This window comes from Streptomyces sp. JLBT605 (genome assembly GCF_058215555.1).
The window spans coordinates 1828202-1843813 of sequence record NZ_CM177087.1 but is presented as its reverse complement, the minus strand read 5'-3'; the positions used below and the strand labels follow the sequence as shown (position 1 = coordinate 1843813).

Annotated in this window: 16 protein-coding genes; 3 read left to right on the top strand and 13 right to left on the bottom strand. The window is 70.6% G+C overall.

Annotated elements, in window-relative coordinates:
* Positions 1 to 4 precede the first annotated feature (4 nt).
* The 7 genes from AC4BDD_RS08245 to AC4BDD_RS08215 all read right to left on the bottom strand — a co-directional run bounded on the left by AC4BDD_RS08245 (position 5) and on the right by AC4BDD_RS08215 (position 8458).
* Positions 5 to 1693: a GMC oxidoreductase gene (locus tag AC4BDD_RS08245; protein WP_490690317.1), complete on the bottom strand. Its 1689-nt coding sequence runs from the start codon at positions 1691 to 1693 to the stop codon at positions 5 to 7.
* Between the two features lie 270 nt (positions 1694 to 1963).
* Positions 1964 to 2662 carry a helix-turn-helix domain-containing protein gene (locus AC4BDD_RS08240; protein ID WP_490690316.1) on the bottom strand — a complete coding sequence of 233 codons (699 nt, stop codon included), beginning with the start codon at positions 2660 to 2662 and terminating at the stop codon, positions 1964 to 1966.
* A 116-nt stretch (positions 2663 to 2778) separates the two neighbouring features.
* A complete protein-coding gene (locus AC4BDD_RS08235) occupies positions 2779 to 3636 on the bottom strand; it encodes a carbohydrate ABC transporter permease (RefSeq protein ID WP_490690315.1) in 858 nt (285 codons plus the stop codon).
* Position 3637: 1 nt separating this feature from the next.
* On the bottom strand, positions 3638 to 4564 hold the full coding sequence (locus tag AC4BDD_RS08230; protein WP_490690314.1) for a carbohydrate ABC transporter permease: 927 nt from the start codon (positions 4562 to 4564) through the stop codon (positions 3638 to 3640).
* A gap of 2 nt (positions 4565 to 4566) precedes the next feature.
* Positions 4567 to 5925 (bottom strand): ABC transporter substrate-binding protein, encoded by a 1359-nt coding sequence (locus AC4BDD_RS08225; protein ID WP_490690313.1) that lies wholly within the window; start codon positions 5923 to 5925, stop codon positions 4567 to 4569.
* 62 nt (positions 5926 to 5987) lie between these two features.
* Positions 5988 to 6704 carry a response regulator gene (locus AC4BDD_RS08220; RefSeq protein ID WP_490690312.1) on the bottom strand — a complete coding sequence of 239 codons (717 nt, stop codon included), beginning with the start codon at positions 6702 to 6704 and terminating at the stop codon, positions 5988 to 5990.
* On the bottom strand, positions 6701 to 8458 hold the full coding sequence (locus AC4BDD_RS08215) for a sensor histidine kinase (RefSeq protein WP_490690311.1): 1758 nt from the start codon (positions 8456 to 8458) through the stop codon (positions 6701 to 6703). The genes AC4BDD_RS08220 and AC4BDD_RS08215 overlap by 4 nt, the downstream gene beginning before the upstream one ends.
* Positions 8459 to 8634: 176 nt before the next feature.
* On the opposite strand from AC4BDD_RS08215, the gene AC4BDD_RS08210 reads away from it, so the two are divergent.
* Positions 8635 to 10089: a cation:dicarboxylate symporter family transporter gene (locus tag AC4BDD_RS08210; RefSeq protein ID WP_490690310.1), complete on the top strand. Its 1455-nt coding sequence runs from the start codon at positions 8635 to 8637 to the stop codon at positions 10087 to 10089.
* Positions 10090 to 10162: 73 nt separating this feature from the next.
* Here the strand turns inward: AC4BDD_RS08210 and AC4BDD_RS08205 are convergent, their stop codons facing one another.
* The 4 genes from AC4BDD_RS08205 to AC4BDD_RS08190 all read right to left on the bottom strand — a co-directional run bounded on the left by AC4BDD_RS08205 (position 10163) and on the right by AC4BDD_RS08190 (position 13198).
* Positions 10163 to 11170, bottom strand: a complete 1008-nt coding sequence (locus AC4BDD_RS08205; RefSeq protein ID WP_490690309.1) for a glycoside hydrolase family 16 protein — start codon at positions 11168 to 11170, stop codon at positions 10163 to 10165.
* 157 nt (positions 11171 to 11327) lie between these two features.
* Entirely contained in the window at positions 11328 to 12374 is a 1047-nt protein-coding gene (locus AC4BDD_RS08200) for a terpene synthase family protein (protein WP_490690308.1), read from the bottom strand.
* 235 nt (positions 12375 to 12609) lie between these two features.
* On the bottom strand, positions 12610 to 13071 hold the full coding sequence (locus tag AC4BDD_RS08195) for a DUF7848 domain-containing protein (protein WP_490690307.1): 462 nt from the start codon (positions 13069 to 13071) through the stop codon (positions 12610 to 12612).
* Positions 13064 to 13198 carry a hypothetical protein gene (locus AC4BDD_RS08190; protein WP_490690306.1) on the bottom strand — a complete coding sequence of 45 codons (135 nt, stop codon included), beginning with the start codon at positions 13196 to 13198 and terminating at the stop codon, positions 13064 to 13066. Before AC4BDD_RS08190 ends, AC4BDD_RS08195 begins: the two co-directional genes overlap by 8 nt.
* Positions 13199 to 13346: 148 nt before the next feature.
* Here AC4BDD_RS08190 and AC4BDD_RS08185 point away from each other — a divergent pair, with 148 nt between their 5' ends.
* Together AC4BDD_RS08185 and AC4BDD_RS08180 are read left to right on the top strand one after the other, a co-directional pair.
* Positions 13347 to 14171, top strand: coding sequence for a helix-turn-helix domain-containing protein (locus AC4BDD_RS08185; protein ID WP_490690305.1), 825 nt, complete (start codon positions 13347 to 13349; stop codon positions 14169 to 14171).
* Positions 14168 to 14455, top strand: coding sequence for a DUF397 domain-containing protein (locus tag AC4BDD_RS08180; protein ID WP_490690304.1), 288 nt, complete (start codon positions 14168 to 14170; stop codon positions 14453 to 14455). The genes AC4BDD_RS08185 and AC4BDD_RS08180 overlap by 4 nt, the downstream gene beginning before the upstream one ends.
* A gap of 8 nt (positions 14456 to 14463) precedes the next feature.
* Here AC4BDD_RS08180 and AC4BDD_RS08175 read toward each other — a convergent pair whose 3' ends face one another.
* Together AC4BDD_RS08175 and AC4BDD_RS08170 are read right to left on the bottom strand one after the other, a co-directional pair.
* The gene (locus AC4BDD_RS08175) at positions 14464 to 15138 is read right to left on the bottom strand and encodes a nucleotidyl transferase AbiEii/AbiGii toxin family protein (protein WP_490690303.1); all 675 of its coding nucleotides are present in this window, start codon (positions 15136 to 15138) and stop codon (positions 14464 to 14466) included.
* The gene (locus tag AC4BDD_RS08170; protein ID WP_490690302.1) at positions 15135 to 15497 is read right to left on the bottom strand and encodes a hypothetical protein; all 363 of its coding nucleotides are present in this window, start codon (positions 15495 to 15497) and stop codon (positions 15135 to 15137) included. The genes AC4BDD_RS08175 and AC4BDD_RS08170 overlap by 4 nt, the downstream gene beginning before the upstream one ends.
* Positions 15498 to 15612 lie beyond the last annotated feature (115 nt).

Below are 15612 nucleotides of genomic sequence, written 5' to 3'. Positions count from 1 at the left end.
TCCCTCACGCTTCGGTGTGGTTCTTGAGGATGGACTCGGCCGCGTGCAGGGCCATCGCCATGCTGGTCAGAGTGGGGTTGGCGGCGTTGCCGTAGGGGTGCAGGCCGTTGCCGCCGAGCACCAGGTTCCGCACGCCCCAGACCCGGGAGTGCTCGTTGACGACGCTGTCGCCGGGGTTGGTCCCCATCCGCGTGGTGCCCGCGATGTGCAGCGGCAGGCCCGGGGTGAGGAAGACGGGTTCGGAGCCGGGCAGGAACCCGCCCAGCGCGCCCGCGGTGCGCAGCATGTGCTCGTTCATCCGGTCGGTGTCCTGGCGCTCCGCCTTGTTGAGCTTGAAGTGGAACGTCGGCTGCGGCATGTCGAAGGTGTCCCGGTAGGTGTCGGAGAACTCCACCCGGTTCTCCGCCCGGGGCCGGGTGATGCCGAACCACCGCAGGTCCACGATGAGCCGCGGGTCGATGTTGGGCGGCACCGCCCCGTAGGTGAAGGCGTCGCGGTGGATCTGGCAGTGCCAGGGCCGGTTCTTCGTCGCCCTGATCCAGAGGTTGGGGTCGCGCTCGGCCGGTGGGAAGGGCACCGGATCCGCCGAGGTGTCCCCGCTTGCCACCTTCTTCTCCTGCGCCATCCGGTAGTCGTGGACCCGCCGGCGCGCCTCCGGATGCTTCTCCAGGTACTTCTCGATGTCGTCGATGAGCCCTTGGTCCAGCACGATCTGGCAGAACGCCATCGGCTGTTCGGTGAGGTAGCAGCCGAGCGCGGCCGGCCGGATGCCGGAGGCGTAGAGCAGCTGCGGGGTGAGCACCGCGTTGCCCGCGAGGATGTAGGTGTCGGCCCGCAGCCGGATCTCCTTGCGGACGTCGCGCAGGTTGCGGACGACCGCGTACTCCACCCGCCGCTTGCGGTCCGCGCCGGCGACCTCCAGCCGGGTGCACTGGTGCTCGGGGAGCAGCGTGAAGCCGCCCGGTGCCGGGGGCTTGTGGAGCGGGTCGGCGAGGTCGCCCAGCACCGTGTCGGTGCCGGTCCAGGTGACGGCCCCGGTCTGCGCGGAGTCAGCCCGGTCGGAGACCGCCAGCGGGAGTTCCGTGGTGTCCTGGAAGTCCTCGCCGCCGCGCGCCAGCAGGGCTTCGCGCACCAGCAGGTGGCGGGCGGAGGAGGCGAACACATCGGTGCTGCGCCGCAGCAGCCCCTCGGCCTCCTCGTAGAGCCGGCGCATGGTGGAGTCCTGGATCGGATACGGGCGGCCGTTGTACGTGCGCTCCAGCTCCAGGTCGAAGCGGGGCACGGCGCAGGTCCAGTGCGTCGCCATGCCCCCGACCGCGTAGGTGGACGCGGTGGCGGCGAGGTTGTCGTGCTTGAGCTGCTCGGGGTTCTGGTTGCGCATCGAGAAGCCGTCGTACTTCGTCGGGTCGTAGGAGAACGCCGAGGGGTCCAGCGTGACGACCGGCTCCTTGTTCGTCGCCACCGACGCCGGAAGCAGATGGCCTTTGATCACGGAGACGAACAGGTCGATGTTCTTCTGGTACAGATAGCTGTTCTTCAGGTGCTCGCCGTAGCGCCCGGAGAGCTGGGCGCCGGCGTCGATCATCAGCACGTCCTTGCCGGCCTCGACCAGCTTGCGGGCGAATGTGCATCCCACCGGACCGCTGCCGATGATCAGGACGTCGTACTTCTCCTTGTAGGCGATCTCGCCCATGGAGGAAACCCTTCCGCCGTGTGAACGTCTCACCCCGCGCGTCAGGGTCCCGTCTGCGTCGGAACGTCGCCCTCCAGCGCCCAGCCCTGAGGGCGGCCCTCTGACTCAATACCCCGTCAACGGGGTGTTGTCGGATAAAAATGACAATTCACCTGATGAGTGCAAGCGGCGCCGAAGGGGCGGCAGGTGAGCGTGTCCGGGGTCGGAGGGGATGGGCCCGAGCCCGCGGAGGCAAATGAAGGGTGAGCGACCGGTTTCCGGGCTGCGGGCTCAGGCGCCGCCGCCCTCCAGCCGGGTCCAGAAGTGATCCACGATGTGCTCCAGGAAGTCCCGGGCCTCGGCTGCGGCGTTGTCCCCGATCGTGCCGCGGCTGAGGGTGGCGGCCATCCGCGTCTGGTAGTCCGCGTGCAGGGACTTCAGCGCCACCTCCAACTGCGGGCGGGGCAACGGCACCAACTTGGCGATCTTCTTGAGGTACGCCTGCCAGCGGGTGTCGACGGCCGAGGCGAGCAGCCCGGCCAGCGCCTGGTCCTTCCCCGTGACCTGGAAGAAGGAGCGCAGCGGCAGCCTGAGCACCTCGGCCATCTTCGCGGCCTGGTTGTCGTTCCCGGACCACTTGCCGGACTGCTCCATCCGCTCGTACGCGAGCGGGTCCATGCCGATCCGCATCGCCACGTCGACCGGAGCCAGGCCCTGCGCCACCCGGTGTTCGCGCAGCGTGCTGGGGGCGCCGAGCAGATCGCCGGGCGAGCACCACAGGGCGCCGGCGAGCGCGATCAACTCCGTCTCACTGGGGAACGCCTCGCCCAGCTCCCAGGCGGCCACCAGCGCGGGCGGTACCTGGAGGCCGTAGGCGGCGTGGATGCCGTACGAGACATGGGCGTGCGTCATGCCCAGTGCCTCGCGGAGCTGGCGCGCGGCGCTGGGCTCGAACGACGTGTTCCGGGACTCCCCATTGGACGGATGCACAAGCGAACCGTATCGGTCGGCCGGTAGGTTTACATGACTTCGCTATGACAACGTCATAACGCTGCCATCTCCCCCTGACCCACGGTTACCACTCCCGTCGGACGATCACCCGGCGCTCACCCCTTCACCGCCCCGCCGAGCGCGAAACCACCGCCCAGCCGCCGGGCGATGAGCACGTACAGCAGCACCACCGGGGTCGAGTAGAGCAGGGAGAAGGCGGCCAACTGCCCGTAGACGATCGAACCGTAGTTCCCGAAGAAGGTGAAGATGCTGACCGAGGCCGGGAGCTGGTCGGGGGAGAGCAGCAGCATGAAGGGGACGAAGAAATTGCCCCACATCATGATGAAGCTGTAGATCGTGACGACCCCGATGCCCGGGCCCATCAGCGGCAGGATGACCCGGAACAGCGTCTGAAGCCAGGACGCGCCGTCCGTCCACGCCGCCTCCTCCAGAGCCACCGGCACCCCGTCCATGAAGTTCTTCATCAGCCAGACGGCGAACGGGAGCTGGGAGGCGGCCAGGAACAACGCCGTTCCGTACAGGGTGTCGATCAGGTTGGTCTGTACGAACAGCCCATAGACCGGCACCATCACCGCGGTCACCGGCAGACAGGTCGCGAAGAGGATGGTCAGCAGGTACGGGCGCACCAGCCGGGACCGGAAGCGGGAGAGCGGATAGGCGGCCAGCGCCGCGCACACCACCGTCACCACCGCCCCTCCGCCACACAGCAGCAGGCTGTTGAGCATCGGGGTGAAGGTGATCTCGTCCGTCCACACCGCGGAGAAGTTCTCCAGGGTGGGGGAGTCGGGCGCCGCCACACGCAGCCCCGCCGCACCGTCCACCGAGGCCAGCAGCAGCCAGAGCAGCGGGACGGTGAACGCCGCGGCGACCACCAGCAGCGCAGCGTCCGCGGCCAGCTTCTGCCGGGCGCGGCGGGAGCGCGGCCGCCGGATCGGGGAAGGGGTGCCGGGCACCTCAGACCTCCTCGCGCATCAGACGGAGGTAGACCACCGAGAACAACGCGCCGACCAGCAGCAGGAGCAGGGCCACCGCGGTGCCGTAGCCGATCAGGCTCTTCAGGAACGCCTGGTCGTACATGAACACCGGGAGCGTCTGGCTGCGGTTGCCCGGCCCGCCGCGGGTCATCGCCCAGATCAGGCCGAAGACCGAGAGCGTCTGCAGGGTGTTGAGCATCAGGTTGGTGCCGATGGAGCGGCGGATCATCGGCAGCGTGACGTACCACAGGCGGCGCAGCCCGCTCGCCCCGTCCACCTCGGCCGCCTCGTGGATCTCCTGCGGGATCCCGGCGAGCGCGGCGGAGTAGACGAGCATCGAGAACGCCGTGCCGCGCCAGACGTTGGCGAAGGACACGGCGAGGATCGGCAGCGTGTAGAGCCAGTTCTGGGACGGCAGATGGAGCTGGTCCAGGACGGCGTTGAGGGTGCCCTCGCGGCGGAAGAAGGCGTACAGCAGGAAGCCCGCGACGATCTCCGGGACCACCCAGGCCGCGATGACGACCGCGCCGGTCAGCGTGCGCACCGGGCGGGAGGCGCGCCGCATCAGCGCGGCCAGCGCCAGGCCCAGGGTGTTCTGGCCGATGACCGAGGAGACCAGGGTGAAGACAAGGGTCAGCACCACGGCGTTGCGGAAGTCCTCGTCCCCGAAGGCGCGCCGGAAGTTGTCCAGGCCGACGAAGCTGGTGGAGGAGGACCCGGTCAACTGCATGTCGGTGAAGGCGATGTACACGCAGTAGCAGATCGGCCCGCCCAGGAAGAGCAGCAGCAGGACGGTGGCGGGGGCGAGCGGCAGCCAGCGCAGCGGGCGGCGGCGGGGCGGGGCGGGGCGCGGCGAGCGGCGGCGCCCGGACGCCTCCGCCTCCGCCTTGACCGGGGCGGCGGCCACCGTCAGCGGTCCCGTTTGAGCACGGCGCCGTCGGTGAGGTCGCCGAGCTCCTCGTCGTAGGAGTTCGCGGCCTCGGCGGGGGTGGCGTCGCCGGTGGTCACGTCCTCCATCGCCTCGCCGATCGCGGCGGACACCTGGGGGTAGACGGGCAGCGCCGGCCGGTAGTGGGTGGTGTCCACCAGGCGGGTGAAGAAGTCGATGCCGGGCATCGACTTCAGGTAGTCCGGGTCCGCGGCGACGTCCTTGCGGACCGCGATCTGGGCGTTGACCACATCCCAGCGGACCGCGTTCTCCTTCGTCTGGAGGGCCTCGATGAACTTCCAGGCAAGGTCTGGCTTGCCGGACTTGGCGGTGATCGCCCACGTCCAGCCGCCGGACATGGAGACCGTGCCGGGGGCGGCGCCGGTCCGGGTCGGCATGGGGGCCTGGCCGAGCACCTCCGACCACTCCGGCCAGGGTCTGCCGCCGGTCTTCAGCCAGTTCTGGCCCATCCAGGAGCCGTCCAGGGCGATGGCGAGCTTCCCTGAAGGCAACCACTCGTTGGCCACCGCGGTGTTGACGTTGGGATCGAGGGCGTCGGACACGTCCGGGCCCAGCTTCTCGGCGTAGACGGTCCGGATGAAGCCGAGGGCGTCCCGGAAGCCCTTGCCGCCGGCCACCCACTTCCCCGCCTCCGGGTCGAACAGCGGGTCCTCGCCGGTGCCGTAGAGCAGCATCTCGAAGCCCTGCATCACCGCCGCCTCGCCCGGCGCCCTGCCGGTGTAGACGTTGAGCGGGATGACGCCGGGGACCTTCCGCTTGATGGTGCGGGCCGCGTCGAGGATCTCCTCCCAGTTCCGGGGCCGCCAGTCGGCGGGCAGCCCCGCCTTGGCGAAGATCTCCTTGTTGAACCACAGGCCGCGGGTGTCGGTGCCGTCCGGGACGCCGTAGACCTTGCCGTCCTCGGCCTTCGCCGCCGCCTTGGCGGTCTCCTCGAACTGGGCCCACTCCGGCCAGGACTTCAGGTACTCGTCCAGCGGCCGCAGATAGCCGGCCGTGATGTCGGAGTTGATCCGGAAGGTGTCCTCGTAGACCAGGTCCGGCGCGGTCCTGGGGGACCGCATCATCTGCTGCACCTTGGCCGCGTAGTCGTTGTCCGGGGCCTGGATCGGGATCAGCTTGACCTTCTTGCCGGGGTTCGCCTCCTCGAACTCCTTCTTCACCTCGGCGAGCCGGTCGTCCTTGAACCGGTTCTTGTTGTCGGTGCTGCGGTTGTAGGCGACCTTGACGGTGTCCGGGTCGCCGGATCCGCCGCCGCAGGCGGTGAGCGAGGCGGTGGCGGCGAGGGCCGCGGCGAGGATCAGTGGGGCGGTGGGGCGCACGGGCACGACCTCCTGGCCTCTGGGGGCTGTTCGGTGACCGTACGATCGCGCAGAGTGCTAAATCAATCCCCGCGACCACGCGTCGCATCCCCGCCGCTCAGCCAGCGGTAGACCAGCTCGGGGCGGCCCACCTGCCCGTACTGCGGGGCGCGCACCGCCCGGCCGGCATCGACCAGATGCTCCAGATAACGCCGGGCGGTGATCCGCGAGATGCCGACGCCGGCCGCCGTCGCCGCCGCGGAGATCCCGTCCTCCGCGCCGCGCAGCGCGTTGGTCACCGCCTGGAGGGTGGCCTGCGTCAGCCCCTTCGGCAGCGCGGCGGGCCGGGGGGTGCGCAGCGCGGCCAGCGCCTGGTCCACCTCGTCCTGGCCGCTCGCCTCACCGGCGCTGGCCCGGAACTCCGCGTACCGCAGCAGCCGGTCCCGGAGCGTGGGATAGGTGAACGGCTTGAGCACGTACTGCACCACGCCCAGCGAGACGCCCTCCCGGACGACCGCGAGATCGCGGGCCGAGGTCACCGCGATCACATCGGCACCGTGGCCCGCGCCGCGCAGCGAGCGCAGCAGCGCCAGCCCGTGCCCGTCGGGCAGGTGGAGGTCGAGCAGCAGCAGATCGATCGCCGAACGCTCCAGATGCCGCCGGGCCTCGGCGGCGGTGTGCGCGATCCCGGCCACGGTGAAGCCGGGCACCCGGGAGACGTAGAGCGCGTGCGCGTCGGCGGCCACCCGCTCGTCCTCCACGACGAGCACCCGGATACCGGTGCCCTGCGGTGTGCTCATGGGGCGGTCCTCTCGGGGTGCGCGGTCCGCTCGGGGTGCGGGGCGGCGGGCGCCAGCGGGATGCGGGCGGTGAACTCGGCGCCGCCGATGCCGGCGCGGGTGACCCCGACCGTGCCGGCGTTGCGGCCGGCGGCCTGCCGGACCAGAGCCAGCCCCAGCCCGCGCCCCGGCCCTGGCGGCGCGGCCTGGGCAGACCCGGTCCTGGCGGCAGACCCGGCTCCGGCGGACGCGGTTCCGGCGGACGCCGCGACGCCGGGCGCCGCCCCGACAGAGCTGCCCTCCGCGGACGCGGCCTTCGTGGTCCAACCGCGTACGAATACCTCCTCGGCCACCGCCGCGTCCACCCCCGCGCCGGTGTCCGCGACCCGCAGCAGCAGCTCCCCGCCGGTGGCGCGCGCGGTCACCCGGACCTGGGCCCGGCCCACCGCCTCGCGGTGCTCGGCCGCGGCGTCCATCGCGTTGTCGATGAGATTGCCCAGGATCGTCACCAGGTCGCGGGCCGGGAGGGCGGGCGGCAGCAGGCCGTCGTCGATCCGGCTGTCCGGGGTCAGGACGAACTCGATGCCGCGCTCGCTGGCCTGCGCGGCCTTGCCCAGCAGCAGGGCGGCCAGCACCGGCTCGGCGACCGCGGCCACCACCTGGTCGGTGAGCGCCTGGGCGAGCTCCAGCTCGGCGGTGGCGAACTCCACGGCCTCCCCGGCCCGGCCGAGTTCGATCAGCGACACCACGGTGTGCAGCCGGTTGGCGGCCTCGTGCGCCTGGGAGCGCAGCGCCTCGGCGAAGCCGCGGACCGAGTCCAGTTCCCCGGAGAGCGCCTGGAGCTCGGTGTGGTCGCGCAAGGTCACCACCGTGCCGCGCTGCTCGCCGCTGCTGACCGGCGAGGTGTTGACCACCAGGACCCGTTCGGCGGTCAGATGCAGCTCGTCCATCCGCGACTCCCCGGCCAGCAGGGCGGCGGTGAGCGCGGACGGCAGACCCAGCTCGGCGACCAGCCTCCCCACCGCGTCCTCGGGCAGCCCGAGCAGCTCCCGGGCGGCGTCGTTGACCAGCGCGATCCGCCGCCCGCCGTCGAGCATCAGCAGCCCCTCGCGCACCGCGTGCAAGGTGGCCTGGTGGTAGTCGTGCAACCGGCTCAGCTCGGCGGCGGACCTGCCGTGGGTGTGGCGGCGCAGCCGGGCGCCCGCGATGTACGTGCCCAGTCCGCCCAGCGCCAGCGCCGCCAGCGCCACTCCGAGCAGGGCGAGCAGCTGGCTGCGGAGCCGCGCGCTGATCTCGTCCACCGTGATGCCGGCGCTGACCAGCGCCACGATCCGGCCGCCGTCCCGTACCGGGGTGACCACCCGCACCGACGGCCCCAGGGTGCCGGTGTAGGTCTCGGAGAAGGTCCGTCCGCGCAGCGCGGGCCCGGTGTGGCCAAGGAAGCGCTGCCCGATCAGGGCCGGATCCGGGTGGGTCCAGCGGATGCCCCGGGTGTCCATGATCGTGACGAAGGTGACGCCGGTGCGCGCCCGCACCCGCTCCGCGTACGGCTGCAAGGCGGCGGACGGGTCGTCCGACCGCACGGCAGCGGCGACCGAGGGGGACTCGGCCACGGCGGTGGCGGTGGCGGTCGCCTGGCGGCGGGCGGCGGCCTCCGCCTGGCCCAGGTCGGTGACGTACGCGAACACCGCACAGCCCGCCACGACGACGGCCACCAGCACGGCCTGGATGGCGAACAGCTGGCCGGCCAGGCTGCGGGGACGGGGGACGTGCATGCCCGTCAGTGTGCACATGGGATGTCCGTGAACGAAATGGTGGGATGTTCCGTGAACGAAATGAACGGAAGGGTGACCGCCGTCACAGTGGGGGTGCATAGTCTCCGGGACCGTCCGGGACGTGTTGAGCCGCACGTACTCGCGTCAGGACTTGCCAGGACTTGAAGGAGACGCCCGTGGCTGCGCAGACCTCGCCACCGGAGAAGCACCAGTCGGAGGGGACCGGGCGGGACCGGTCCCACTACCTCTACCTCGCCGTGATCGGCGCGGTGCTGCTCGGCATCGCGGTGGGTTTCGCCGCACCGGACACGGCCGTCGAGCTGAAGCCGATCGGCGCCGGATTCGTCAAACTGATCAAAATGATGATCTCGCCGATCATCTTCTGCACGATCGTGCTCGGCGTCGGATCGGTCCGCAAGGCCGCCAAGGTCGGGGCGGTGGGCGGACTCGCCCTCGGCTACTTCCTGCTGATGTCCACCGTCGCGCTGGCGATCGGCCTGCTGGTCGGCAACGTCCTGGAGCCGGGCAGCGGCCTGGACCTCACCGCGGAAGCCGCCAAGGCCGGGCAGGGTCAGGCCGACGGTGCCAGTGAGTCCACCGAGGAGTTCCTCCTCGGCATCATCCCGACCACCCTGGTCTCCGCCTTCACTCAGGAGAAGGTGCTCCAGACCCTGCTGGTCGCCCTCCTCGCCGGCTTCGCCCTCCAGGCGATGGGAACGGCCGGCGAGCCGGTGCTGCGCGGCATCGGCCACATCCAGAAGCTGGTCTTCCGGATCCTGTCGATGATCATGTGGGCGGCCCCGGTCGGCGCCTTCGGTGCCATGGCGGCGGTGGTCGGCGAGACCGGCACGGACGCGCTGAAGTCGCTGGCCGTCATCATGATCGGCTTCTACGTCACCTGCGCGCTCTTCGTCTTCCTGGTGCTCGGCACGGTCCTGCGGCTGGTCACCGGCGTCAACATCTTCGCGCTGCTGAAGTACCTCGGCCGGGAGTTCCTGCTGATCCTCTCCACCTCCTCCTCGGAGTCGGCGCTGCCGCGGCTGATCGCGAAGATGGAGCACGCGGGCGTCAGCAAGCCGGTGGCCGGAATCACCGTCCCCACCGGCTACTCCTTCAACCTCGACGGCACCGCGATCTACCTGACCATGGCCTCGCTGTTCATCGCGGAGGCGATGGGCGACCCGCTCTCCCTCGGCCAGCAGGTCTCGCTGCTGCTGTTCATGATCGTCGCCTCCAAGGGCGCCGCCGGGGTCACCGGCGCGGGCATGGCCACCCTCGCCGGCGGCCTCCAGTCCCACCGTCCCGAACTCGTCGACGGCGTCGGACTGATCGTCGGCATCGACCGCTTCATGAGCGAGGCCCGCGCTCTGACCAACTTCGCGGGCAACGCCGTCGCCACCGTGCTGGTCGCCACCTGGACCAAGGAGCTGGACCGGGAGCGGCTGACCGAGGTCCTCGCCGGCCGACTGCCGTTCGACGAGGCCACGCTGATGGACGACGCCCACGGCGGCGGTGGTCACGGCGGCGGTGCTCCGGAAGCCGGCGGCGTGGACGCTCCGGCCGAGACCGCGGAAGCCGCGGAGGCTGCCGACGCCGCCGACGCCGCGCCGAAGAAGACGGCGGCCGTCTGACCGGTGGGGCGCGCCGGGCCCGGATCTGTGCGCCGGACCCCGCGTCCCACCTCCACCCCGGCCGGGGCTGTGCTCAGCCCCGGCCGGGGCCGTCGCCGTCGCCCGCCCGGGTCCACACCGCGACGTAGTCCACCAGCATCGGCCTGCCGGGGACGGTGGCGGCGGTGGGGGTGGCCCCGCCGGCCAGCGCGTCCGGGAAGGAGCCGCCCATCGCCACGTTGAGCAGCACGAAGTAACCGCCGTGGCCGGTCATCTGCTCCCAGGTGGAGGCATCCACCCGGTCCTGGCGGACCTCATGGAAGAGCTGCCCGTCCACGTACCAGCGCAGCTGCTGCGGGGAAGCCGAGCGGTCCCACTCGAAGCGGTAGGTGTGGAACGCGCGCTGGCAGCTCGGCCCCGGGCAGGCGCTGTGCGCGCCGATGCCGTTGTTCTCGTTGCACGGGCCGCCGGGCGTGACGCCGCAATGCAGCGTCGCCCACACGGTGTTGATCCCGTTGACGTTCTCCATGATGTCGAACTCGCCGATCCCCGGCCAGTTCCAGTAGTGCCCGCGAAGCGGCGAGCCGACCGCCCAGAAGGCGGGCCAGTAGCCGGCTGCCGCCTCCCCGTTGATCTTCGGCATCCGGATCCGGCCCTCGATGCGCAGCACCCCGCCCTCGGGCGCCTTGAAGTCGGCCCGCCTGCTCTCGATACGCGCCGAGGTCCAGTCGCCCGCCGCGTCCCGCAGCGGGGTGATGCGCAGATGGCCGCGCCCGTCGAGTCGGACGTTCCGCGGCGAGTCGGTGTAGCTCTGGATCTCGCCGGTGCCCCAGTTCTCCGGGCCGCCGGGGTAGCCGTGCCCGGTGTCGAACTGCCAGATGTCGGCCGACGGCAGGCTGCGGGCAGCGCCGTCGAAGTCGTCCCGCCAGGCCAGCTCCCAGCCGGGCGTGCGCCGCACCTCACCCCCGGCCGGGGACGCGCCCGCCGGCGCGGCCAGCGAGGCGGCCGCCAGGGCGGCCGCCAGGGCGGCCGCCGCCAGCGCCGCGAGCGGCCCGTTGCGTCTGCGGGGAGAGGGATCGGTCCGACTGCTACGAGTGTTCACAGAACATCTCCAGGGGGTGGACGCCGGATACACGCCGGTACGGGCGTGCGTGAAAGCGCTCTCCCCTTCATGTATGGGCGTCCGCCACCCTCCCGAATCCCTCAGTCCCCGCGATGTGTTGAACACCCGTCCGCGTCCGGCGCGCTGCCCGCGCCCATCAGGCCAGATGCGTCTCCAGGTAGCTCGGCGCCTGTCCGCGGGCGGTCGTCTCCACCACCGAGTACCGCGGCGACCAGCGGTGCCAGTACAGGCTGCCCGCGATCCAGTCCCCGAGATCCCGCAGCGATTCCTCCACCGCTGCCCAGTCCGCGTCGCCCAGCCCGAACACGGCTCTCAGCCCTCGCAGATCACGGCAGGCCAGCAGGAAGTCCACCGTGGCCTCCTTGATCATCCCCGCCGCGTCGGCCAGCGCCCCGTCCCACCCCGCGGAGCCGGTTCGGGCCAGGAACGGCACCAGGTGGTCGCGGTCGCCGCGGGCCGTCTCCTTGGCGATGGAGTAGAGGTCGTTGGTCCAGGCGATGGCGTCAGAGGCCGCGGCGCGCACCGCTTCGTACACATCCGCCGAGACCACTTCCTCCGGCACCTCGCGGAAGCTCCCGGCCTCGACCAGGTCGAAGCTCATCTCGCAGCCCGAGGAGATCCGGCGCCGCCGCAGCTGGGTGTAGCGCGAGGCCCACGGCGCCCCGCCGCCCTGCCGCTCGGGCGCCCGCTCCAGCATCGACTGCCCGGCGTAGTCCGCCCAGTGTGCTCGGAACCGTCTGCGCCAGGCGGCGGTCATCGGCCGTGCGGTGCGCTGCCACAGATCGGCGGCGGCCGCCGTGAGCGGGCTGGTGGCGCGGGGCGCCCGCAGGTTCACCGGCATCTGCCCCAGCACCTCGCGGCAGACCCGCACCCGCTCCTCGTGGGTGGTCCGGATGTGCCCCTCGTCCAGCAGGTCGTCGATGATCCAGTTGAAGGCGCACCACTGGGACATCAGGTCCAGGCGTACGACCCGGGGATAGACAGCGCTGCAGAAGTGGCCGTACCCGGCCGCGCGGAACCGCTCGGCGGCGGGCCCGCCACGGACCAGATCGAACCGCCTCGCCCAGGCGAAGAGGCGGGCGTCCGCGCCCTCGGCTTTCGGATGCAGCGTGTGGGGGATCGGACACCACAGCGGCGGTATGTGGACGGTGGGAGGAACCTCGCTCCAGCTGATGGTGGTCATGGGCGCTCCGTAGCTCGTCGGATGGCCTCTGTGGGGGATGGCTGAAACGCAGGCACGTTGTGCGAGCGTGACCGTGGCCTGTCTCCCCGGCAATGGCGCGTGGCACCGAACAAGCCAGCCCGCGGGGCGAGTTCCCGCCCCGCGGGAGCGTTTGCTCATGCCGGAGGCAAGGCGGAACGGGCACTTCATTGACGCCCGGAAATCGGCCGGAAACCGTCTGTCGTGGCGTGGTGGGTCAGCTCGTGGTGACGGCGGTCCAGACGGTGACGCCGCACGATCCGACCACCGCGAGGAGGAACAGCGGCCCGGCGAGGAGCCTGACCCGGCGGGCCAAGCGTCTGGCCGCCGCCGCGACGCGGCGTAACGGTCCGGGCCGAGCGTGGGCCCGACCTCCCGGGTGGCGATCGTCCGTGGCCGCCTCGGGCACGGCGAGCACGGCGCCGAGCGCGTGGCGTTCCGGGTTGGGGTCGACGCGCCAGTGCTTCTGGACGGTGACGAGGTACTGCCGGTGCGTCGGCACCGTTCGCGTGTGCTCGATGGCCCACACCTCGATGGGCCGAGCGTCGTCGTCGACCAGGCCGGAGGTCGCGTCGCAGAACATGCACTCCGCGCCGTAGATCGCCCCCGGCGCACCCTCGGCGGTCTCCGGGCTCAGGATCCACTCCGAGCCCTTGATGATGATCGGCGGCTCAGTCACGGCGGCGCCCCAGGAGGGCCTGGTGCTCATGGATGCGGGCGGTGAGTTCGTCCGCCCACGCGTCAAGCAGTTCCTCGGGGGTCGGGGCTTCGTCGGGGTCAGGGTGTGGCTCGTCCTGGGCGCTCATGTCGCCACCTCCAGATGGGCACCGGATGTAGTCGATTGCTCACCAGGAGAACGCAACGGCCCGTAGAATGGCGGCTCTTCAATGGCAGGGCTGAAGTTGATGACCTGCCGCGATGCTGACCGCGCGCACATGACGAGAGGTCACGGCTTTGGACGAGATGACCCCGCCCGAGCACTTCAACCCACTCCAGCGGTTCGGTATGGACGTCAGGCAGGTACGGCTAGGCCGCAAGCTCACGCAGAAGCACCTGGGCAAGGCCACGGGCTATTCCGAGGCGTACGTGAGCATGGTGGAGTCCGGCAAAGTGCGCCCCAGCGAGAAGTTCGCGGAGGGCTGTGACCTGGCGTTCGGGACGAACGGGCTATTCGCGGGAATGCTTCGCAGGATCGATGAGGGGGACCATCCGTCGTGGTTCGTCCCGTACCTCAACCTGGAGCGAAAGGCATCGCGCATCCTGGACCACTCGACGAACCTGCTGATGGGCATGCTCCAGACAGAGCACTACGCGCGGACCGTCTTCCGCGTATCCAACCCCCAGGCAAGTGCGGAGGGTATTGAGGACAAGGTCGCCGCACGGCTACGACGACGTGAGGTGTTCGAGCGAAATCCCCCACCGCACCTGTGGGTCATCCTGCATGAGGCGTGTCTGCGAACCGTCGTCGGTGGCGCCGAGGTCATGGCTGGACAACTTGCGTACCTGCTGGAGACTGCCGCCTCACCGCAAGTCGAGCTCCAGGTCATGCCGTACTCGGCAGGTGTCCCGGCCACCTCGACGCTGCCTTTCACCGTGTTGCGGTTCCCGGATTCTCCGACCGTGTTGTACACGGAGACTCGGGTAGGAGGCAGGATGCACGACTCCGCACAAACGGTCGACGCTGCTCTGCATGACTACGATCTGCTCAGGGCGCATGCGTTGGCCCCGGATCAATCACTGGTCCTGATCAAGACTCTGCTGAAGGAGTACCGCGCATGATCCCCGACCTGGATCTGTCCGCTGCCGCATGGGTTAAGTCGTCCTACAGCGAAGGCAACGGGGGCCAGTGCATCGAGTTCTCCCGCACCTTCGCCTGGACCAAGTCGTCCTACAGCGGCGGCGACGGCGGGCAGTGCGTCGAGTACTCCCGCGACCTCATACCCTCCGGCGTCGTCCCGGTCCGCGACTCCAAGGACCCCGACGGCCCGGCGCTGGTCTTCTCCCCGAGCGGCTGGACCTCCTTCGTCTCGGCCATCAAACGCGGCGAGTTCCCGGCAGCCTGATCCGTGGGTCAGGCGTCGTAGTCCTCGTAGGTGTCTGCGCTCAGCCGCTCGTCGAGGTCGCTCGCCCACTGCTGGGCCCAGGTGCGCAGCCCCTCAGTCTGGTCGGACGTAAGACCGTAGGCGGTGAATTCCTCGTCGTCGTACCACTCGACGCCCGCGAGGCGGTCGCGGAGATCCTGGAGGCGGAACTCGTCGCGGCCATGGCGCTCACCGAGGCGTTCGAGGTCGTTGGTGGTACGAAAGTCGGCGGCGGCGTGCACGTCGATGAAGTCCCGCACGGCCCCGCGGTCGGCCAGGGCACGGACCTTGGTGCCGATGACGTCGTCGAGAGCCAGAACGGGACCGTGCTCGGTCTGGGCCGGCTTTGACCAGAGGTTCTCCTTGAGGATGTCCACCTCGCAGTCCTCACCGGTGCGGGGATCGGTGGCCACCAGTCGTGCGGAGAGCGGGTCCACACTGATCACGGTTACACGCCAGCCTCGTTGAGTCAGGCCCTGCCGCAGTTCATCGGCGATGTCTGCCATGGGGGCGGGGTTCTCGGTGGCGACGTCCAGATCCTGGCTGAGGCGGTCGACCAGTCCGTGGGCCTGGACGGCGTATCCCCCGGTGATGACCAGCGGGTAGGGGCTGCCGATGGCGAGGACGTCGGCCAGGAGCCGCCGGTGGAGGTCGCTGAGATTCACGCCGCGGCCGACACGCGACTGGCGAGCGAGGGGAAGGCGTCTTCCCACACCTGGCGGATGTGCCTGCTGACCAGCTTGCGCAGGACGGGCCACTGGGCGATCAATAGCTCCCGGTCGAGCAGGGCGACCAGATCATCGCGCTGGCCTTCGGCCAGGACCGTCCGGTACAGGCTCATACGCTGCCGGGGTCGGTCCAGGTCGTACGTACGCAGACCCGACCAGGCAACGTGCAGTGGCAGCTCGACCTGACCACACACGGGGCCGGCGAGTTCGTCGAGCGAGTCGGGCAGGCGGCCCTCATACCGCGCGCGCAGCACGGCGGCGGCAGGCGGAGAGGACATCGGTGCGGGCTCAGCCATGGCACCGATTATGGCGCGTCGCCCACTCACCCGGCACCCGGTCCCACGTCCGCCCCAGCAGGGATCGTCACTTTGCGACGTGAAAGGTCACGCAGTGTGCGTCCCCTTTCAAGGG